Annotated in this window: 19 protein-coding genes and 1 other RNA gene; 4 read left to right on the forward strand and 16 right to left on the reverse strand. The window is 64.8% G+C overall.

Features of this window, described 5'->3' with window-relative positions; translation table 11 throughout:
* Positions 1-3: 3 nt before the first annotated feature.
* The 12 genes from C7435_RS07425 to C7435_RS07480 form a co-directional block, all read right to left on the reverse strand.
* Entirely contained in the window at positions 4-1428 is a 1425-nt protein-coding gene (locus tag C7435_RS07425; protein WP_121210619.1) for a UDP-N-acetylmuramoyl-tripeptide--D-alanyl-D-alanine ligase, read from the reverse strand.
* Positions 1421-2872, reverse strand: coding sequence for a UDP-N-acetylmuramoyl-L-alanyl-D-glutamate--2,6-diaminopimelate ligase (locus C7435_RS07430; RefSeq protein WP_121210620.1), 1452 nt, complete (start codon positions 2870-2872; stop codon positions 1421-1423). Before C7435_RS07430 ends, C7435_RS07425 begins: the two co-directional genes overlap by 8 nt.
* Positions 2869-4626, reverse strand: coding sequence for a peptidoglycan D,D-transpeptidase FtsI family protein (locus C7435_RS07435; RefSeq protein WP_121210621.1), 1758 nt, complete (start codon positions 4624-4626; stop codon positions 2869-2871). The genes C7435_RS07430 and C7435_RS07435 overlap by 4 nt, the downstream gene beginning before the upstream one ends.
* Positions 4626-5009, reverse strand: coding sequence for a cell division protein FtsL (gene ftsL, locus C7435_RS07440; protein WP_121210622.1), 384 nt, complete (start codon positions 5007-5009; stop codon positions 4626-4628). Before ftsL ends, C7435_RS07435 begins: the two co-directional genes overlap by 1 nt.
* Entirely contained in the window at positions 5006-6010 is a 1005-nt protein-coding gene (rsmH, locus tag C7435_RS07445; RefSeq protein ID WP_121210623.1) for a 16S rRNA (cytosine(1402)-N(4))-methyltransferase RsmH, read from the reverse strand. Before rsmH ends, ftsL begins: the two co-directional genes overlap by 4 nt.
* A complete protein-coding gene (locus C7435_RS07450) occupies positions 6010-6468 on the reverse strand; it encodes a division/cell wall cluster transcriptional repressor MraZ (protein WP_121210624.1) in 459 nt (152 codons plus the stop codon). Before C7435_RS07450 ends, rsmH begins: the two co-directional genes overlap by 1 nt.
* A gap of 318 nt (positions 6469-6786) precedes the next feature.
* An RNA gene (gene rnpB, locus C7435_RS07455) (RNase P RNA component class A) lies at positions 6787-7173 on the reverse strand.
* Between the two features lie 33 nt (positions 7174-7206).
* Positions 7207-7899, reverse strand: a complete 693-nt coding sequence (locus C7435_RS07460) for an N-acetylmuramoyl-L-alanine amidase (RefSeq protein ID WP_233350707.1) — start codon at positions 7897-7899, stop codon at positions 7207-7209.
* Positions 7896-8810: a DMT family transporter gene (locus C7435_RS07465; RefSeq protein ID WP_121210900.1), complete on the reverse strand. Its 915-nt coding sequence runs from the start codon at positions 8808-8810 to the stop codon at positions 7896-7898. The genes C7435_RS07460 and C7435_RS07465 overlap by 4 nt, the downstream gene beginning before the upstream one ends.
* A gap of 40 nt (positions 8811-8850) precedes the next feature.
* Positions 8851-10086 (reverse strand): alpha/beta hydrolase family protein, encoded by a 1236-nt coding sequence (locus C7435_RS07470; protein WP_121210625.1) that lies wholly within the window; start codon positions 10084-10086, stop codon positions 8851-8853.
* A 101-nt stretch (positions 10087-10187) separates the two neighbouring features.
* Positions 10188-10508, reverse strand: coding sequence for a hypothetical protein (locus C7435_RS07475; RefSeq protein WP_121210626.1), 321 nt, complete (start codon positions 10506-10508; stop codon positions 10188-10190).
* A 58-nt stretch (positions 10509-10566) separates the two neighbouring features.
* Positions 10567-11268, reverse strand: a complete 702-nt coding sequence (locus C7435_RS07480; RefSeq protein ID WP_121210627.1) for a molecular chaperone DjiA — start codon at positions 11266-11268, stop codon at positions 10567-10569.
* 153 nt (positions 11269-11421) lie between these two features.
* Between C7435_RS07480 and C7435_RS07485 the strand changes: the two genes are divergently transcribed.
* Entirely contained in the window at positions 11422-14994 is a 3573-nt protein-coding gene (locus tag C7435_RS07485; RefSeq protein ID WP_121210628.1) for a hydantoinase B/oxoprolinase family protein, read from the forward strand.
* Between the two features lie 549 nt (positions 14995-15543).
* Entirely contained in the window at positions 15544-16155 is a 612-nt protein-coding gene (locus tag C7435_RS07490; protein WP_233350708.1) for a hypothetical protein, read from the forward strand.
* 39 nt (positions 16156-16194) lie between these two features.
* Here C7435_RS07490 and C7435_RS07495 read toward each other — a convergent pair whose 3' ends face one another.
* Positions 16195-16722 carry a GNAT family N-acetyltransferase gene (locus C7435_RS07495; protein WP_170150381.1) on the reverse strand — a complete coding sequence of 176 codons (528 nt, stop codon included), beginning with the start codon at positions 16720-16722 and terminating at the stop codon, positions 16195-16197.
* A gap of 224 nt (positions 16723-16946) precedes the next feature.
* On the opposite strand from C7435_RS07495, the gene C7435_RS07500 reads away from it, so the two are divergent.
* On the forward strand, positions 16947-17162 hold the full coding sequence (locus C7435_RS07500) for a type II toxin-antitoxin system HicA family toxin (protein WP_233350709.1): 216 nt from the start codon (positions 16947-16949) through the stop codon (positions 17160-17162).
* Between the two features lie 15 nt (positions 17163-17177).
* A complete protein-coding gene (locus C7435_RS07505) occupies positions 17178-17582 on the forward strand; it encodes a type II toxin-antitoxin system HicB family antitoxin (RefSeq protein ID WP_121210631.1) in 405 nt (134 codons plus the stop codon).
* A 354-nt stretch (positions 17583-17936) separates the two neighbouring features.
* Here C7435_RS07505 and C7435_RS07510 read toward each other — a convergent pair whose 3' ends face one another.
* The 3 genes from C7435_RS07510 to C7435_RS07520 are packed head-to-tail and all read right to left on the reverse strand — an operon-like array spanning position 17937 to position 20410.
* The gene (locus C7435_RS07510) at positions 17937-18974 is read right to left on the reverse strand and encodes a succinylglutamate desuccinylase/aspartoacylase family protein (protein ID WP_075190347.1); all 1038 of its coding nucleotides are present in this window, start codon (positions 18972-18974) and stop codon (positions 17937-17939) included.
* Entirely contained in the window at positions 18971-19876 is a 906-nt protein-coding gene (rimK, locus tag C7435_RS07515; protein WP_075190346.1) for a 30S ribosomal protein S6--L-glutamate ligase, read from the reverse strand. The genes C7435_RS07510 and rimK overlap by 4 nt, the downstream gene beginning before the upstream one ends.
* 60 nt (positions 19877-19936) lie before the next feature.
* Positions 19937-20410, reverse strand: a complete 474-nt coding sequence (locus C7435_RS07520; RefSeq protein ID WP_121210632.1) for an ATP-dependent zinc protease family protein — start codon at positions 20408-20410, stop codon at positions 19937-19939.
* Positions 20411-20658 lie beyond the last annotated feature (248 nt).

Raw genomic sequence — 20658 nt, forward strand, 5'->3', positions numbered from 1 at the left:
GGATCAGGCCTCCGTCAATCCGAATGCGGTACCATCGACAAGAACCGAGGCAATCTTGTGAAGCCCGGAGCCATTGGAGCCCTTGATGAGCACCACATCGCCCGGCCGCACCATGGATTTCACCTGTTCCAGCCCCTCGCCCGCATCCTGCGCATAGCCTGCACGAACATTGTTCGGCAAGGCATCATGCAGATGCTTCATGCGACGACCGCACGGCAGGACGGCGTCCACACCTGCAGCGGCGAGATTGTCGGCCAAGGCAGCGTGCAGCCGGTTTTCGTCGAGACCCAGTTCCAGCATGTCGCCGAGGACCGCAATCCGGCGTCCGGCGCCGGTCGGCGATGCCGAGCCCAGCGCCTCGATGGCCGCTGCCATCGACACAGGATTGGCGTTGTAGGCGTCGTCCAGCAGGGTGAAATCACCGCCGCCGGGCAAGGCGATCCGCACGGCCCGGCCGCGGCCCGGCTCGGCACCGACACCGGACAGCGCCTCCGCAACATCCCGCGCATCGAGGCCGGCCCCGGCACAAGCCGCAAAGATGGCGCCGGCATTCCAGGCCCAGTGGGCACCGGTCGCGGCAAGGCGGAACGGCGCCCGGATGCCGAGCACATTGGCGACACCGCGAGACCCGTCCAGACCGGTCTCGAAACTTTCAATCCGGATCGCCGCGCTCGCGTCGGTCCCGAAATCGAGCATGAAGGCGGCGCAGGAATGCTTGGCATGGCGGGCCAGACGTTCGGCCAGCGCATCATCGGACGGGTAAATGGCAACCCCGTCCTGTTCCAGCCCCTCAAAGATTTCCGACTTGGCGTCGGCGATCGCCTCGACACTGCCGAGATGTTCCAAATGGGCCGGGGCGATGCGGGTGATCAGGGCGACATGCGGCCGGACCAGGGAGGCCAGGTCGCGGATCTCGCCGGCATGGTTCATGCCCAGCTCGAAAACGGCCCGTTCGCTGTCGCGCGGCATGCGCGCCAGGGTCAGCGGCACGCCCCAGTGATTATTGTAGGATTTGACGCTCCAATGGGCCGGACCGGCGGCGCGGAAGACGGCAGCAATGGCTTCCTTGACACTGGTCTTGCCGACACTGCCCGTCACGGCGACCCGGATGGCAGAGCTGCGGTCACGCGCTGCCGTGCCCAGCGCCCGCAGCGCTTGCAGCGCATCCTTGGCCAGCAGCGCCGGCTCGACGCCGGTATCACCGCGCTCGACCAGGCTGGCGGCGGCGCCTTTTTCCATGGCGGCAGCGACAAAGTCATGCCCGTCGCGCGCGTCCTGCAGAGCCACGAACAGATCGCCCGGTTCCAGCGTTCGGGTATCAATGGAGACCCCGGTCGCGGTCCAGCCCGGCTCGCCGATCAACATGCCACCCGTGGCCGCCATCGCCTGACCGGATGTCCAGAGCGGGCGCTTCGCCTCCTCAGACATTGGCTGCCTCCCTTTCGGCCAGGGCGACACGGCCCTGTTCGCGATCATCAAACGGGTGCACCACATCGCCGACGGTCTGACCGGTCTCATGCCCCTTGCCGGCAATCAGCAGGCAATCGCCGGCGCGCAGCATGGTGACACCGCGGCGAATGGCTTGCGCCCGGTCGGCGATCTCCTCGGCGCCGGGACAGCCCTTCAGGATGGCCTTGCGGATCAGGGCCGGGTCTTCCGAGCGCGGATTGTCGTCGGTGATGATGACATGATCGGCCTGGTTGGCGGCGATCACGCCCATTTTTGCACGTTTGGAGGCATCGCGATCGCCGCCACAGCCGAACACCACGATCACCCGGCCGCGGGTGTGCGGACGCGCCGCGCGCAACAGCTTGTCGAGACCGTCCGGCGTGTGGGCATAATCCACCAGGACCGGCGCCGCCTCGGCCGTTTCGCCAACCTTCTCCAACCGGCCCGGCACGCCGGTCAGGGTTTTCAGCGTCGCCAGCACGCTGGCTTCATCCACGCCATCGGCCAGGGCAATGGCGGCCGCGCCAAGCGCGTTGAGGATCTGGAACTCGCCGACCAGCGGGATGTCGAGCGCATGCTCACGGCCGCGCCAGGCGAAAACGACACTCTGGCTGGCCGGGCGCGGCGTGATCTCGCGGATGGTGAGGTCCGCACCGCGCCAACCCATCGTCAAAACGTCGAGACCGCGCGCGCGGGCCGTCTCGGCCATCTTGCCACCCCACTCGCTGTCGACATTGATTACGGCCCGGCCATTGGCGGGCAGACGTTCCGTGAAGAGCTTTAGTTTGGATGCGTAGTAATCGGCAAAATCAGGATGATAATCGAGATGGTCCTGGGTCAGATTGGTGAAAGCGCCCACACTGAGCCGGACCCCGTCCATACGATGCTGCTTGAGGCCGTGACTGGAGGCTTCCATGCCGAGATGGGTGACGCCCTCGCCGGCCAACCGGTCCAGCGCCGCCTGCAAGGCCACCGCGTCGGGCGTCGTGTATCCGGTCACTTCCACCGTGTCACCGCGGGTGACGCCGAGCGTGCCGAGACAGGCCGCCTCCAGCCCCGCCCCGGCCCAGATCTGGCGCAGGAATTCCACGGTCGAGCTTTTGCCATTGGTGCCGGTGATGGCAACGATGTGCTCCGGCTGGCGCGGATAAAAACGCGCCGCCATGCGGGCCAGCAGCGCCGCCGGCTCCGGCACGGTGATCACCGGCACAGGCGCCTCGACCGGCGCATCGGTCAGGATGGCCGAAGCGCCTGCGGCCAGCGCCTTGGGGATAAAATCACGCCCATGCACTTTCACGCCCGGCAGAGCCGCAAACACAAAGCCTGGCTCAACCTTGCGGCTGTCCAGCGTCAGCCCGCGCACGACCAGGTCGGCATTGCCGATTGCCAGATCTTCGCCGCGCAGCAACTCATCCAGGGTCACGGGATCATCTCCGGCATCAGGGCCGCGCGAACCAGGGCGGCGCGACCGACCGGGTCTTCATTCGACCGTTCAACACCAAGAATGGGCGCGATCCGTGCCACGATCTCACCCACCGCCGGTGCGGCCACACGGCCGCCGGTCGGGCGAAGATAGGTCGGTTCGGGCATTTGCGGTTCGTCGAGCAGCACAAGGATCGCATATTGCGGATCATTGGCCGGGAAAATCGCCGAAAATGAGGAGATGAGACGGTTACCATCATAGCCGCCGCGCGAGGGCTTGTCGGCGGTGCCGGTCTTGCCGGCGACCAGATAGCCGACAGCCTCGGCACTGCCACCGGTTCCACCCACCACATTCTCACGCATCAGGGCCAGCACATCACGCGCGACCTCGGAGCGCATCACCCGCTCGCCGAGAATGGTCTCGTCCGCAGCCACCGGCAGCAGGGTCGGCGGCACATAGACACCGTCATTGGCGATCGCAGCAAAGGCGGCAATCGTCGCGATCGGGCTGACCGCGATGCCATGACCATAGGAAATCGTGACGGTCTCGGTCGGACCCCAATTGCGCGGCAATAGCGGGTCGGCGCTTTCGGCGAGCTCGATCGGCGCGCGCTCGAGAAGACGCAGATCGCCCAGGAAGCCGCGCTGGGCCTCGGCGCCGACTTCCAGCGCCATGTGGCCGGAGCCGATATTGGAGGAATGGGTGAAGATTTCCGGCACAGTCAGCCAGCGCTCCTCACCGTGATAATCATTGATGCGAAAGCCACCGACGGCAAGCGGCGCGCGGGCGTCATAGCGGCTCTCCAACGTGGCCGTCTCCGCTTCCAGCGCCACGGCAACCGTAAAAGCCTTGAAGGTGGAGCCCATCTCATAGACCGACTGTGCGGCCCGGTTCAGGCGTTCGCCGGGACTGGCATCGGCGGGCCGGTTGGGATCAAAATCAGGCAGCGAGACCATGCCGAGGATTTCGCCGGTGCGGACATTCATGACGATGCCGGTGGCGGCCAGCGCCCGGTATTCGGTCATGGCAGCGCGCAGGACTTCGTCGACATGGAATTGCACCGCCATGTCGATCGACAGGGCCACCGGGCGGCCATCGCCCGACATCAACGCACTGTCAAAAGCCCGCTCGGCTCCGGCAAGGCCATCCATGTCGCGATTGGTATAACCGACCACATGCGAGGCCAGTCGGCCACGCGGATAGACCCGGTGCGGTTCGGTACGAAATTCCAGACCCGGCAGGCCGAGCGCGAATACCGCCTGGCGCTGGCGCGGGGTGAGATTGCGGCGTACCCAGACGAAGCGGCGGCGCGAGCCGAGATCTTCCGTCAACGCCTCGATATCGATACCGGGCAGCACGGTCGCCAGCATTTCCGCGGTTTCCGCCGCATCCCAGACCAGGGCCGGATCGGCGTAGAGGGAGTGGGTTTCCAGCGTTGTGGCCAACACTTGGCCGGTGCGGTCAAACAGGTCGCCGCGGGCCGTGTCGGCCACGGCCTGACGTATCGGCGAAGCGGCATCGGCCGGCCCGGTCACCGCCACTTCAATGGCCCGACCGGCCAGCACGGCAAAGCCGAGCGCCAGGGACAGGCCCATGACACGCAAACGCCCGCGCGAGGCATCCATGGCCCGGGTTTCGTCGCTTTCAATCCGCAGCAGGCGCTGCATGTCGGCCGGCGCCGCCTCCGCCAGCGGCGGCGGGGCCAGGGTGCGCGCCTCGGCCGATACCTGTTTGCGGAACGGCCACAGACGCATCAGTCCGGACCTCCGACCTGGGTCGGCTCGGCCATTGCCATGGTGCCCTCCCCCTGACGCACCCGCGTCTGGTCACGGCGCATGCCGGTCTCTTCCGGGCGGGCATCGGCGAGCAGGGGCAGATCGCTCAATTCGACCTCCCGCGACGGGTCCAGCGGCTCAAAACCGAGATAGCGCCGGGCCAGGGCGCGCAGGCGCTCCGGGTCTTCCAGATGGGCGATCTCGACATTGAGCACATTGATCTGACGGCGTTCTTCGGCGAGTTGGGCCTGGATGTCCTCGAGCCGCTCCTGCGAACTCTTGGCCTCGGCCTTGGCGATATAGAGCGCGACCGCGAGGGCTGCGGCAACGACGAACGCAATCGCATTGAGCGTGCGGATCATAGCGCGGCCTCCAGACGGGCGAGCGGAACAATACTCGTGTGAAGCGCCGGACTGTCGGTCCAGGCAGGCGCTTCGGTTCGAATGGCGGCACGCAGCTTGGCTGAACGGGCCCGCGGATTTTCCGCGGCTTCCTCATCGCTGGCCGCCACGGCGCGACGGGTCAGCAGGGAGAAGCTCGGCGCCGGACCGGCTTCCACCGCCGGCTCATGGCGCGAACCACCACCTCCGGCGAGGCCGGCACGGCTTCGCAGGAAGGTCTTGACCATGCGGTCTTCCAGTGAATGGAAGGTAACCACGACCAGCCGCCCCAGCGGGGTCAGCAGCTGCTCCGCCGCCTCCAGCGCCCGGGCCAGCTCGCCCAACTCGTCATTGACGAAAATGCGCAGCGCCTGGAAGACTTTTGTCGCCGGGTGAATTTTGGAATGTTTTCCGCCAGTTGCGCGCGTGACGATTTCCGCGAGCCGGTCCGTCGTCTCGATTTTCGCTTCCGAACGCGCGGTGCAGATGAATTTCGCGATCCGGCGCGAGCGACGCTCTTCGCCGTAAACATAAAATATGTTCGCGAGCTCTTCTTCTTTCAAACGATTGACCGCATCGGCCGCCGTCGGGCCACTGGCCGCCATGCGCATGTCCAGCGGACCCTTGCGCATGAAGGAGAAACCGCGCTCGGCCTGGTCGATCTGCATGGAGGACACGCCGATATCCAGCACGATGCCGTCGACCTGCTCGATACCGCGAAAGGCCAGAACCTCGCCCATCTCCGAGAATGGCGCCTCGGCGAAGGAGAAACGGCCGCCGGAGGCCTGCACCAGCTGCGTCGCGGCAGGCTGGACAGCCGGATCGCGATCAATACCGATCAGCTTGCAGTCGGCTGCGGAGAGAATGCCGCGCGAATAGCCGCCGGCGCCGAACGTGCCGTCAATATACAAGGCCCCGCCGCGCGGCTCGAGCGCGTGCAGGACCTCATCCAGCATGACCGGAATATGCGGCGCCGCGCTCATCACACGCCTCCCGGGCGCGGCGGCAGTTTCAGCGCGCGCTTGTTGTCACGGGCAAAGCTCTGGGCGCTGGATTTGTGCTCCTCGAACCGCTCCGGCGACCAGATCTCGAAACGCGAACCGAGGCCGACAAAGGTCGCCTTGGTATCGAGACCGGCATGATCGGCGAATTCCTTGGGCAGGGTGACGCGGCCATTGGAGTCAAAAGCTAACGGGCGGGCGGCACCGAAAATGGCGCGCTCGAAAGCGACACGCGCGTCATCATAGGGGTCCATCTCCTCGATCAGCGCCTGATAGCGCTCGAGCAGGGCCTGGCCGCCCCCTTCCAGATAGGGACCATCGAAGGAGGGCCAGCAGATGATGCCGTCAAAGGGCCCACCCCGAACCACCGCACGGAAATCGGCCGGAACGGAAACCCGCCCCTTGGCGTCGACGCCGTTGATGGTGGTGGACAAAAACACGCTTTGTGGCTCCCCGGACCCTGCACGCTACCCCGCATGGTTAATGATGGGATAACATGGGATCAGATGGGAAACAATGACGAGAAGCCCGTTTTTCATGGATATGCAGGCCAATCGAAGTATTCAAATATGCGAAATTCAAGAACAGACGCGGAACATTAAGTTAATTTCCACAGGCTCGATCCGCATCAACCCACGAATTCCCATGGTTTCCCGATTTTTGTGGATTTGTTCCGATCCGGAAAAAGACGCATGAAGCAACCGTTCCGGGCGCCGCCAGGCGTCCCGGTTTGGCGGGTCTGTTCCGATTGGGAAAAAGTGATCAGGCGGCCTGTAAGCCGGGTCCTGTCCCCCGGACGAGCCGGGGCGACGGTCATTCATCTGCGATCGTGCTTGCGCACGACCTGGTGCGACCTACCCGGACAGCATGCGGAGGCGCACGTGCAGCCGAAGCTGCGGCCTGTCCCTATTCGGTCTTGCTCCAGGTGGGGCTTGCCTAGCCCCCTTCCTTGCGGTCGGGGCGGTGCGCTCTTACCGCACCGTTTCACCCTTGCCCGGCCCGAAGGCCCGGCGGTCTGTTCTCTGCTGCGCTTTCCCTGGGGTCACCCCCGCCGGGAGTTACCCGGCACCTTGCCTCCGTGGAGCCCGGACTTTCCTCGACAACACCGTTTCCGGCCTTGTTGCCGCGACCGCCCAGCCACCTGATCGCGGTCTAGATCGGTCAGACCGGGCCGAGCGTCAAGAGCGCCCGGCCAGCGCCGCGATGAGCCCGCGGGTTTCCCGGTCCGCCACACCATTCACCAGCGCCGGGCGCCAGCGTCGCTGGAAGGCCTCGATGACCGCATCCAGACCCGGCTCGAGCCCGTACCCAATCCGCTCGAGACCGGCGGCAATATCGTCCACCGGCTCACCCGCCGGCGGTGTCGCACGGGCACAGCCCGCCGCGACCAGCAAACCCCAGGGGAAATGCTCGCCCGGATCCTGCTTGCGGCCCGGCGCCACATCGGAATGGCCGATCACGCACTCCGGGCCGAGGCCATGCCGGGCCATCACATCCTTCAGAAGCCGGATCAAGCGGTCGATCTGGATCGTCGGATAGGCCGGCAAAGCAAAATCATGCCCGCCATTGACGATCTCGATCCCGATCGAGGCCGAATTCACATCGCCTTCGCCCTGCCAGCTGGCGACACCGGCATGCCAAGCGCGCTTGTCCTCGCCGACCAGTTGCAGAATGCCGCCATCCTCGCGGATGACATAATGAGCGCTGACCTGCGCCGCGCGGTCACACAAGCGCTCGATCGCGACCGCCCCGTTCTCCATGCCGGTATAGTGCAGCACGATCAGGCGGATCGCCGTCTTGCGATCATTGAAGTTCGGCGACGGCGCCGCCCTCACATCAAGGCCGACATCCGGGCTTATATCGGAAATCAAAGGGTCTTCTCCCGCGCCAGCGCCGCGGCTGGCAGTTTCTTGTTCTGACGCAGGGCAATGATCCCGACACCGGCCAAGGTCAGGGCGCCGCCCACGAACAAGCGCCAACCCGTCGGATCGCCAGTCAGCAAGATGCCCGACACCACACCGACCAGCGGCGCCAGCAGGGTGATCGGCGCGATCAGGGTCGCATCATAACGCTGCAGCAGATTGTAGAACACGCCATGGCCAAAGATATTGACCAGCACGACCGTGACCAGAAGCGCCAGACCAAAGGCCCAGCCACCGTCGAGCACGCTGGCAATCTGGTTCTGCTCGAAGGTCAGCGACAAGAGCAGGAGTGGCGGCCAGGACAACAAGCCGATCCAGGCCTGCATGCGGATCGAATCCATCGGCAGGCGTTTGACCAGGATCATGCCCATCGCCGCAACGAAGGCCGAGCCGACGCCCAGCAACATGCCGATCGACATGTCCAGCGCCGCCGGATTGGCGATCACCAGCATCACCCCGGCAAAGGCCAGCATCATGCCGGCAATGCGCGGCAGGCCGACCGTCTCTTTCAGGAAAATGACCGACAGGATGGTCGCGAAGGGCACGCCCATCTGCACCGCGATGGCCATGCCCGACGGCGTCGCCCAGCGCATGCCCATAAACAGCAGGCCGTATTGCAGCGCGCCCATGCACAGCGCCACACCGATCATCGTCTTGATGTCGGTCGGCCGCGGACGCAGCCATGGGGCCAGGAAGGCGTAGAGCATCGCAAAGCGCAAAAAGGCAAAGAAGATCGGCGGCACGCCGTCAAAGCCGGGCACCCAGCCCGGCGCACCGGTCACCGCGAATTTTGCCACCACGAAGTTGAAACCCCAGACGACACAAACCGCGACGAGGAGAAGAAAATCCTTGAGACGCATGCCCCCAGTCATGGACTCCGACACCATCGGCAGCAAGTGCTTATTGCGAATGGTGGAAATGCGCGTCGAGAAATTCCAGGAAAGCGTCCCAGTCCGAGGGTTGCACCCCGTGCAGCCCGCGGCGCATGAAAGCGGCGATATCAGCGCCCGGCTCAAAACCGCCCAGGCGTGATTGTCGCAGCCCGTCCGAGCCATAGAGTTGATAGACAGGGCTGGCCGCCTGCGCCGCCCGGAAACTGCCCTGCGGGTCGGACCAAGCATCGCGCCAACCGCCACTGATCAGCAAGGGACGCGGCGCCATCAGGGCAATCAGCTGGTGCTGGTCGACGGGAATGGCCGCTTCATTGCCGGCATAACCGGCGTAGGTCTCGTTGAACCAATACGGATAGGTTTCGGTGATCTGGGCGACACTCTCGCCGGCATGACTGCGGGTCAGCGTCGTACCACCGGTTCCGCCCTGATGCGCCAAGACCAGGTCGATCCGCGGATCAAAGGCTGCCGCAACAAGCGCCGATTTGGCGTTGCGCGAATGCCCCCACACCGCCATCCGTTCCGGGTCAAAGCGCGGATCGCTTTCCAGCGCATCAATGGCGCGGGCGTAACCCCAGGCCCAGGCGATGATGGCACCGCTTTCGCGCCCCGGCATCAACGCGTCCAGCGCCGGCGCCGCGCCGGCCGGATTGTCCGGCACGATCTCACCGGGATGCTGGAAGGCAAGTGCATAGCCGCGATCGAGGATCTGTTCGAACGGTGGCGAGGCGATGTAGCGCCCGAAGATCATGGACATGAGCTGGTTTTGCCATCCCCCACCCGAACCACACTCACGGGCCGACGGATTGGTGGGCGCCGACAGGTCGGTCCGACCGCCAAAAGCCGTGCGGGTGCCACAGAAAGTCTGCATCACAACGACCGGGACGGGTTCGCTGGCCGCTAACGGCAGCACCACGACGAGGCGGGTCTGCAGCGAACCCATCGCGACATCCCATTCCTCGATCCGGCCCCGGCCGCCAAAGGCGTCGACCTCGATCTCGCGGCGCTCAGTCACATGGACCGGCGCGTCGCCCGGCCAGGCGCCGTAAACCTCGGCCTCGAAACGGGCCAGCAGGTCGTCCCGCCCCGCCTCCCAGCCTTCGCGCGTCAGGTCATCGGATTGCAGGGCTGGGACAGCCGGCGGGCCCGCCGTCTCCGGCGACACCCGTGGCAGGACCATCGACACACAGCCGACCAGCATCAACGGCAGGGTGATGCCGACAAGGAACAGGAACGCACGGATCATGAGGCAGGCCGGATGGTCAGAAGGAGCATCATCAAAGCCTAGCCGCAGCCGACGCCCGACCCAATCACAATCGTGTGTGGAAACCGGGCTTTATCCGGTCGTCAGCGCGAGCTCGGGCCGACGCCATCGACGGTCCAGCCTTCCGGACCGCGCGTGGCGACCAAGATTTCAGGACCGCTGGAGCGTGCCTGCGACGTGCGGGCCGAGGCCCGGCCACCGCGCAGCTTGCGCCAGACCCAGAAACCCGCCGCGGCAAGCACGGCAATACCGGCCACCACGAGGAAGGCGGCCGTCAGCATGGCAGCAAGGAAGATCACAAGTCCGACGACGGCAAGCGCGATGAGGGCCGCGAGAATATCGCGTACCACCCGGCCGGCGCGTCCGGAGAAACCTGATGCGAATGTATGTCGAGCGTCCGTCATGAACCTCTTTCCGTGTTCGCCCCCGCTTCCCACCATGTTGGCATCAATGGGCCAAAGGTCAATTGGTGAGCGGTGTGACCAAACCACGCTGCGCCAGGATCTCGCCGTAAGCCGCGTTGATGGCTGCCATTTTTTCATCGGCCAGACGCTGGATTTCGAGCGGTGCGCCGCGCGCGATCAACCGGTCCGGGTGATTCTGCGAGGCAATACGGCGATAGGCCGTGCGCAGATCAAGGTCGGAGATGCCGGCCTCGATGCCCAGGATCACATAGGGGTCCTTGTCGTCCGGCTCGACATGGCCGGCCAGGATGCGGCGGAATTCGGTTTCGGAGAAGCCGAAAATGTCGGCCACGCGCTGCAGATAATCCATCTCGTCCGGGGTGATCGTGCCATCGGCCTTGGCGACGTGGAAAAGCCCGTCGAGCACATCTTCCAGGATCGCCGGATAACAGCGGAAACGGCGCGCCAGCCGGCGGGCATAGCCGTCAAAGCCGAGCGTGGTCTGCATCGCCAGTTCAAAGGCCCGGTCGAGCGCGTCGCGGCCTTCAGGCGGCGGCTTGAAGACCTCGTAGAAAGCGCGGATCTCGCTGCGTGAGACCATGCCGTCGGCCTTGGCCATCTTGGCGCCCAGCCCGATCAATGCCATGGCGAAATCGGCGTCATTGACCTTGTGTGCGGCGGCGCGGTCATCGCAGCCATCACACTCCAGGAAACAATCGCGACCACTGATACGGTCGGCCAGATTTCGCCAAAATCCCATACGCGTCACCCTCCGGTCGCCCATGTAGGAAGCGCGCACTCATTGCGCGAGTGGGCGGAGCCGGTCTTGTGCAGTTGGTGACCAGCTTAAGCCGGTTGCACCACGCCATGCCATGCTTAACCTCCGCGACAGATTGAAACGGAGTGCGACGGCATGAGCGAGCGCGGGCGCGAGGCGTGGGAATTCTGGATCGACCGGGGCGGCACTTTCACCGATGTGATCGGCCGCGCGCCCGATGGCCGCCTGCACGCGCTCAAACTCCTGTCAGAAAGCCCCGACTATCGCGATGCTGCGACCGAAGGCGTGCGGCGCCTGTCGGCGGGTGCCGCTGTGAGCGCTGTGAAAATGGGCACCACCGTCGCCACCAATGCCCTGCTGGAACGCAAGGGCGCCCGCACGCTCTTACTGGTCACACGCGGCTTTGCGGATCTGCTGATCATCGGCGACCAGACCCGGCCCGACATTTTCGCCCTCGACCTCAAACGTCCCCGCCCACTCTATGACCGCGTGGTGGAAATCGACGAACGCCTGGACGCGAATGGCGAGGTCCTGACCCCGCTGGACGAGGAGGCCGCCCGCCGGGCGCTGGATGCCGCCAGGAAGGACGGGCTGGCCACAGTCGCCATCGCGCTGATGCACGCCTATGGCAATGACACCCACGAAGCGCGGCTGGAGACGCTCGCCCGCGAAGCCGGTTTTGCCACGGTGATCCGCTCCTCCATCGCTTCGCCTTTGGTCAAGATCGTGCCGCGCGCCTCGACCACCGTGCTCGACGCTTATCTGACCCCGGTGCTGCGCGACTATGTCGACCGCGTGGATCGCGGGCTGGAGGGGACACCACTCTTCTTCATGCAATCGTCCGGCGGTCTCGCTCCGGCGGGAGCCTTCCATGCCCGCGACGCCGTGCTCTCGGGTCCCGCCGGCGGTGTGGTCGGCATGGCCAAGACAGCGAAACAGGCCGGGCATCGCAAGGTCATCGGATTCGACATGGGCGGCACCTCGACCGATGTCTCGCGCTATGATGGCGACAGCTATGACCGGGTCCAGGAGACGCTGGTCGCCGGCCATCGCCTGCGCGCGCCGATGATGGCGGTGCACACCGTGGCGGCGGGTGGCGGTTCGATCCTCACCTTTGACGGCGAACGGGCCCGGGTCGGGCCGGACAGTGCCGGCGCCATGCCAGGTCCCGCCGGTTATGGCCGCGGCGGACCGGCCGCTGTCACCGATGCCAATATCGTGCTCGGGCGCATCCAGCCGGACTGGTTCCCGCATGTCTTCGGTGACACCTCCGACCAACCGCTCAATGTCGACGCCTCGCGCGCGGCGCTGGGTGACCTCGCCGACGCCATGGGCCTGGACACGCCGGAAGCCGCCGCCGAGGGCTTCCTCGCCGTCGCCGTGGAAAGCATGGCCCAGGCGATCAAGCAGATCTCGATCGGCCAGGGCGTTAATCCGTCCGGCTATGCCCTGTCTGCCTTTGGCGGCGCTGGTGCCCAGCATGCCTGCCGGGTCGCTGATGCGCTGGGCATGAAAACCGTCCTCATCCACCCCTATGGCGGGCTGCTCTCGGCTCTGGGCATCGGCCTGGCTGACATTCGCGAGACCCGCATGGCCGCAGTCGAGGGTGACTTCGCCGACGCGTTCGACAGCGCCTGTGCCGTCGCCGACCGCCTGGCCGACGACGCCCGTGACGCGCTGGCCGCGCAGGGCCTGCCGCTCGCCGAGGTCCGGGTGAGCCGCGAATGGCGCCTGAAAGTCTCCGGTTCCGACACCTCCATCCCGGTCGCCGCCGACAATGCCGAGGTGATGGTCGCAAATTTCCGCACCGCCCATGAGCGCCTGTTCGGCTTCGTGCCCGAAGGTGACCTGGTCATCGAGTCGGTCACCGCCGAGGCCGAATGCGCCCCGCCCGGCTCCGGTGACTGGTCGGTGGAGATGCCGCCGGTAAGCGGTGGCACGCCGCGCCCCACCGGCCTCGCCCGCCTGTTCGACAAGGGTAGCTGGCAGAATGTGCCGGTCTACAGGCTCGACCAGTTCGGTCCCGGCGGTGAGGAGATCGGCCCGGCCCTGATCATGGACCCCAATGCGACCATCGTCGTCGATGCCGGCTGGAAAGCGGTCCGGCTGGACGACGGCACCCTCTCCCTCCAACGCGCCATTGCTGCCGCCGAGGCCAGCGGCGATACCGCGCTCGACCCGATCCGGCTGGAATTGTTCAACAAGCGTTTCATGTCAGTCGCCGAGCAGATGGGCGTGGCGCTGGAACGCACCGCCCACTCGGTCAATATCAAGGAGCGGCTCGACTTCTCCTGCGCCGTCTTTGACGCCGAAGGCGGGCTGGTCGCCAATGCGCCGCACATGCCGGTCCATCTCGGCTCGATGTCGGCCTCGGTCCGCGCCGCCGCCGAGGCGCATCCCGACCTCGGCCCCGGCGACGCGGTCGCGGTCAATGCGCCCTATGATGGCGGCACGCATCTGCCTGACATCACTCTGGTCACCCCGGTGCATGATCCCGAGACCGGGACTCGCATCTTCTATGTCGCGGCCCGCGGACACCACGCCGATGTCGGCGGTATCGCGCCCGGCTCCATGCCGCCCTTCTCGACCTCGATCGAGGAAGAAGGCGTACAATTCCGCAATGTCAAAGTGATGGAGAAGGGCCGCTTCCTCGAAGAGGTCGTCACGGGCGTGCTCGCCTCCGGCCCGCATCCGGCCCGCAAACCGTCCCAGAACATCGCCGACATGAAGGCCCAGCTGGCCGCCTGCGCCAAGGGGGCGGGCGAGCTGCACCGGCTGGTCGCCGACAACGGGCTGGCCGTGGTCAAAGCCTATATGGGCCATGTCCAGGACAATGCCGAGCGCGCCGTCCGCCGGGTCATCGACGCCTTGTCGGACGGGTCTCACACGGTGAAGCTGGATGATGGTGCCGATATCCGTGTCGCCATCCGCGTCGACCGCGAGGCCCGCTCGGCCGTCGTCGACTTCACCGGCACCGCGCCCCAGCGCCCGAGCAATTTCAACGCGCCCGCCTCGGTCGCCCGCGCCGCCGTGCTCTATGTCTTCCGCTGCCTGGTGGGCGATGCCATCCCGCTCAATGAGGGCTGTCTCAAGCCGATCGAGATCATCCTGCCCGAGGCTTGCCTGCTCAACCCAAAACCGCCCGCCGCCGTGGTCGCCGGCAATGTCGAGACCAGCCAGCTGGTCGTCGACGCCCTGTTCGGCGCCACCGGCCGCCTCGCCGCCAGCCAGGGCAGCATGAACAATCTCACCTTCGGCAATGACCGCCACCAGTATTACGAGACCATCTGCGGCGGCGCCGGCGCTGGCAAGGACGCAGACGGCAAACCCTTCGCCGGCGAGAGCGCCATCCACACCCATATGACCAATTCCCGCATGACCGACCCGGAAGTCCTGGAACGCCGCTTCCCGGTCCGCCTCGAGCATCACCGCATCCGCGAAGACTCCGGCGGTAAAGGCGGCGCGCCGGGTGGCAAGGGATCGGTCCGCCGCCTCACCTTCCTGGAACCCATGGAAGTCGCCCTCCTCTCCTCCCGCCGTATCGAGCGCCCTTTCGGACTGGATGGCGGCGGCGAGGCCCTCAGTGGCAGGCAGCGCGTGATCCGGGCGAGCGGTGAGAGCGAAGACCTGCCCGGCCTGTTCCGCATTGATGTCGAGGCTGGCGACAGTGTGGAGATTGAAACGCCGGGTGGTGGCGGGATGGGTTGATAGGGGCGAGGTGGCGGATGACGCCAGGCAATCGGACCAAGTCGCGGCAATCCCGGTGCAGGCCGACCCAGGCCAGTGCAGGCCACAAGCTATCACAAATCGATTCAGCCGGTGAAAAGCCCGGTCAAAAACCGGTCAAACCGCTGGCCAAGCCTACCGCTCGCTGAGAAGGCTTCCCTTATAAGGCAGCCTTGCCTCTTATAAGGGACTACAAGTTTGCCACCCAAGCCCCCGCATGACATTGTAATATGTTGAATTGGCCGCAATATCTGGAACCTCGTGGCGTTTCAAAGTGGCCGTCGCGCGGTACCAACGCCAAAATTCATCCCTTATAAGGGATGGCGCCCCGCGCACACCCTGCCATAAACCGCTTGCCGGGAGACAGCCCTATCCGCTTCTTGAGCTCAAGGGGCATGCCCGCGGAGCGGCGCCTGCGGCGCCCTTGACCTCAAGAACCGGATACGGCCGGCTGGCTGACAAGGAATTTATGGGTGGGTCCGCGCGGGGCGCAGGACGGGGAACGTGAACCCTCAGGCTTTCGAATAATTGGTGCCTGACACCACCTTTTTCCTGTCGCCATTTTTCCAGACAAGAGCTTCGCTGCCGGAGCTTTCGATGGCGGGCGACACTCTGGCGCCCTATCATGGTTCAGAAGGACTTGGAGATGCGACCATGACTCTTGAGCAAGCGGCACTTGTTGCGCAAATCGTCGGTGCTATCGTCGTTGCCGCGACCCTTATCTACCTCGCGCTGCAGGTTCACCAGGGCGCGCGGCAAATGCGGTCCGAAGCTCGGCAGGCTCAGCTCACCTATGACCAGACCGGCGTCTACAAATTCGTCGACTTCCCGGAACTTGGCCTCATCATGTCGAAGGCTGAACCTCCAAGCTTCGAGGAAAAAACGAAACTCGTTTTCTGGATGATCGGGCAGATGCGGGCTCGGGAATATGAGTGGCTGCAATACAAGAACGGCGCGATCACGAAGGAGTCGTGGGAGACCTATCGCGGCGTGATTTTCTTTGTGCTTGGCACGGAACGCGGTCGGGCGCTCTGGGAGGTCACCAAGGGCTATTTCAATGCCGACTTTGTCGCCATGGTCGCCGACATGACGAAGGATGCGCCTCCGATTGACATGTGGGACAAGCTGCACGCCATCAAATAGCCCAGGATTGCCGGCGTCGCGCCGAAGGCCGCCGATCGGTCAGCCCAGTCGACAGCGCATGAAGCGCCAGCCATGGTGCAGCGCTTCCGGCACCTCTGCTTCCGGATAGGGCGGGATATCGGCAAAGCCCGCCGCCTCGTAAAGACGATGAGCGGACGTCATGAAGGGGCCCGTGTCCAACACCAGGTCTTGATAGCCAAAGCTCCGCGCGTCACGGACGAGCCGGTTCAGGACCTTTGCGCCCACGCCTCCGCCGCGGCTCGTGCGGGAGACATAGATGCGTTTGATCTCGCCAACGCCGTCTCGGATGCGGCGGAGCCCGCCCATCCCAAGCGCGACCTCCCCATCAAAGACGAGATAGACAACGCCGTCTGGCGGCGTTCCCTCACACAGCTTGTCCAACGAGCTGTGGACATAGTCCGGGATAGGCATGCCCAGGAGGCTTGGCAGCGAGAGCCCGTACCGATCCTGCACCGAGTCATCGATCCAGCTGAGGTACTCAATATTGAAGTCTATGAGCAAGTCGCGGTGCTGATCGAGATTGGCTCGCACGAATTCGATATTCATCTGCAGTCCCGTCCCACGCGCACTACCTATCGAATTGGTACAAAAATGTCTTGAAGGAAGGGAGAAGGCAACGAGGAAAAGCCAGGACATACACAATTGGTCTGGCAAAACGGCTTTGGGTACCAACACCTGAGCGCCCTTGGATCGTGCTTGTCCCAGCCTCCAGGACAGCCCGAGCAAAGGCGCATTACCGATTGACCACGGAGGGTCAAGGGCGCATAATAATGCGTATACATGGAGCGATCCTGATGGAGCTCGAAACCAATAGCCGCAAGCTCATCAAGCTGCTTGAGAAAGACGGTTTCGAGCACGTCACGACGAAGGGGTCGCACCACAAGTATCGCAAGGGCATGATCACCCTGGTCGTGCCGCACCCCAAAAAGGACCTGCCGACCGGTCTGGTCCGTGCGATCTACCGGCAGGCCGGCTGGATCGACTAGGACGGAGGCTCAACCATGCCCAATTTCTACGCCATTGTGACCCAAGAGGGGGACAGTGCGCACGGCATCCATTTCCCCGACCTCCCTGGCTGCTTCTCGGCAGCCGATACGCTCGACGAGGTTCCCGCCAAGGCACGTGAGGCGCTGTCCCTCTGGTTCGAGGATGAGGCGATGATCGCGCCGAGTTCGCTCGCCGACGTGCACGAGAAAATCCGCAACGACGTCGTTTATGCCAAGCTCATGTCGAGCGGCGCGTTTCTGATGTCCATCCCGGTCGTCTCGATGACCGGCCGCACGGTTAAGGCCAACCTGACGATGGATGCCGGCCTGCTTCAGGCCATCGACGAGACCGCCAGAGAGCGCGGCGTCACGCGTTCGGCCTTCATCGCAGACCTGGCCCGGCGCGAGATCGCGGCATAGTCGACCGGTGGCAGGAGCGCGTGAACAAGAGGCGCCCCGCGCTCACCCGTCCATAAACCGCTTGCCGAGAGATCGCCGTATCCGGTTCTTGAGGTCAAGGGTGTAACCGCGAAGCGGCGGCTGCGCCGCCCTTGACTTGAAGAAGCGGATACGGCCCGCTGGCTGACAAGCGATATATGGATCAAAGAGCGCGTGCACGCCTGTTGTCATCCCTGATGGACGCCCCGCGACGGCGCGGCGAAAGTCAGGGGCCTAAATGTTGTAACCTGTTAGGTCCCCGCCCTGCGTCCGGCCTTCGCCGGACATCCGGCGGGGATGACAAACCCGGTTTCCGGTGCATCCCTCACCCCCCGCCTAAATAATCTCGTCCTCGTCAAACAGCGGGTCATTGCTCAGCGCTTCGCCGAGCTGGACCATCGGCTCCTCATTGCGGCGTTTGAGGATTTCCGCAATATGGACGACGGCGTCGCCCTCATTGACGATGGGCAGGACGGTGCGGCCGATGATGAGGCCGTCGCAGGGTGCGGTGATCTCGACTTCGGTGGTGCCGAGCGGGTCGGACAGGGTGGCGATCAGCGTGCCTTCCTCGACATGCTCGCCGCAATCGCGGTGCATGCGCAGGACGCCGCCCATTGAAGCCCTCGCCCAGCTCGACTTGTTGCCGATCTCCGAGCGCAGCGTCGCCTTGATGCGCTTGTCCGAGCGGATCATGCCCAGCTTGCCGAGCACGCGCAGAATGCCCTTCACCCCCATGCGCAGCGCCGTCTCGTCAAAGCGCAGCGCCTCGCCGCTCTCATAGACGATCACCGGAATGTCGCGCTTCTGGGCGGCTTCGCGCAGCGAACCGTCCCGCAAGGAAGAATGCACGATCACCGGGGCGGCGAATTCCTGGGCCAGCTCGAGCGCCTTGGGCACTTTCGTGTCGACCCGGATCTGCGGCAGATTGGTGCGGTTGACGGCGGCCGAGTGGAGATCAATCCCGGCCTCGCAGCGCTCGACCACCTCGGTCATGAAAATATCGGCCAGCCGCGCCGCCAGCGAGCCGGTCGGCGCGCCCGGGAAGGAGCGGTTGAGGTCGCGCCGGTCGGGCAGGTAACGCGAATGGGTGATGAAGCCATAGGTGTTGACCACCGGCACACAGATCAGCGTGCCGGCGATCGAGCGCATTTGCGGCGTGCGGATCAGGCGGCGGATCATCTCGACGCCGATGATTTCGTCACCATGGATGGCGGCGGACACAAAGATGACCGGGCCCGGTCGCTTGCCGTGCAACACCTGCACCGACAGCGACATCGGCGTGTGATCGGACAGGACCGAGACCGGAATCTGGACGATCTTCGTGGTCCCCGGCGCGACCTGCTCGCCGGCAATCTCGAATGGTTCGCGCATCATCCGGTGCCGCGGGTCTTGGTCTTGCCGGGCACAGCCGTCTTTTCAACGAAATCGATGATCTTGTCGGCGACATCGACGCCGGTGGCGGCTTCGATGCCTTCCAGGCCCGGCGAGGAATTCACTTCCATGATCAGCGGGCCATGATTGCCGCGCAGCATGTCGACACCGGCAACATTGAGCCCCATGACCTTGGCCGCGCGCACGGCGGTCGAGCGTTCTTCCGGGGTCAGCTTGATCTTGGTGGCCGAGCCACCGCGATGCAGGTTGGAACGGAAATCGCCCTCGGCGCCCTGGCGCTTCATCGCCGCGACGACCTTGCCGCCGACCACGATGGTGCGGATATCGGCGCCGCCGGCTTCCTTGATGAATTCCTGGACCAGGATATTCACCTTCGCGCCGCGGAAGGCTTCGATCACCGACTTGGCCGAGCGGCGGGTTTCCGCCAGCACGACGCCGACGCCTTGTGTACCCTCCAAGAGCTTGATCACGACCGGCTCACCGCCGGCAATATCGAGCACATCATCGGTCATCGAGGTGTCGTGGGCAAAGGCGGTGACCGGCAAGCCGAGGCCGGCGCGCGACAGCAGCTGCAGCGAGCGCAACTTGTCGCGCGACCGGCCGATGGCGACGGACTCATTCGCCGACCACACACCCATCATCTCGAACTGGCGCACCACAGCCATGCCGTAATTGGTGATCGAGGCACCGATGCGCGGAATGACCGCGTCATAGCCTTTCAGGATGCGGCCCTGATAGCGCACCTCGGGCCGATGCGAGGTGATGTTCATATACATCTTCAGCGTATCATAGATGTCGATCTCGTGGCCGCGCGCCTCGGCCGCCTCGACCAGCCTCTTGTGCGAGTAGAGGTTGGGATTGCGGGCCAGCATGAGCAAATGCATCGAGATTATCTCCGGTGTGGCGGCTGCCTGGGGACGGGGTAACACGAAACAGACCGCAGCCTAAGCCACGGTCGGACACAGAAAGGATTTCGACGGATTGACCAGCGCACCCGGCTTCAAGGCGGTGCGACCGACCAACATGCGAAAGCCCATTTCATCCCGCCGCGTCAGCGTCAACTCGATTGGCCAGACATGCGGGCCGAGCTGCATCGCGGTGCGGACCACATAACGGCGTTGTTCCTGCCCGTTCGAGCTCTTGATCAAGCGGCTGTCGACCACCCGCGCCTCGCAGGGGATACGGGTCTTGTTGTCGTCCTGGTTGGGATGCAGTTCAAAGCGAACCCAATTCTCGCCGTCCTTGTCGAAAGGCTGGATTTTCCAGGCATGGATGGCCGAGGTGCGGGCGCCGGTATCGATCTTGGCCTTGACGCGGACCGCGCCGAGATCGGGCAGACACACCCATTCACGCCAACCCACCACGATCGACGGCGCGCCCGGCTGGGCCGATGATTTCGATTTTGTCTTGCGAACCATGGCGCTGGCATTCCCGTCGGGCGTTCAAAGGCATGCAAGCACCGGCGCGCGGAAAAAGGCAAGCGGGAAGGGTCGGGCCGGTTCTTCTTTTCTTCCCCACGATGTGGGGAAGTGGGCTCAGCTTCGCATCGCGAAGCTGAGGTCGATGGGGTCCGAGCACAAGCGAGGAAGGGCCCATGCCGCCAGCGGCGTCACCCCTCCGTCACGCACTGCGTGCGCGACACCTCCCCATGAAATGGGGAGGAAAG

The organism is Maricaulis maris (genome assembly GCF_003634045.1).
Classification (GTDB): domain Bacteria; phylum Pseudomonadota; class Alphaproteobacteria; order Caulobacterales; family Maricaulaceae; genus Maricaulis; species Maricaulis maris.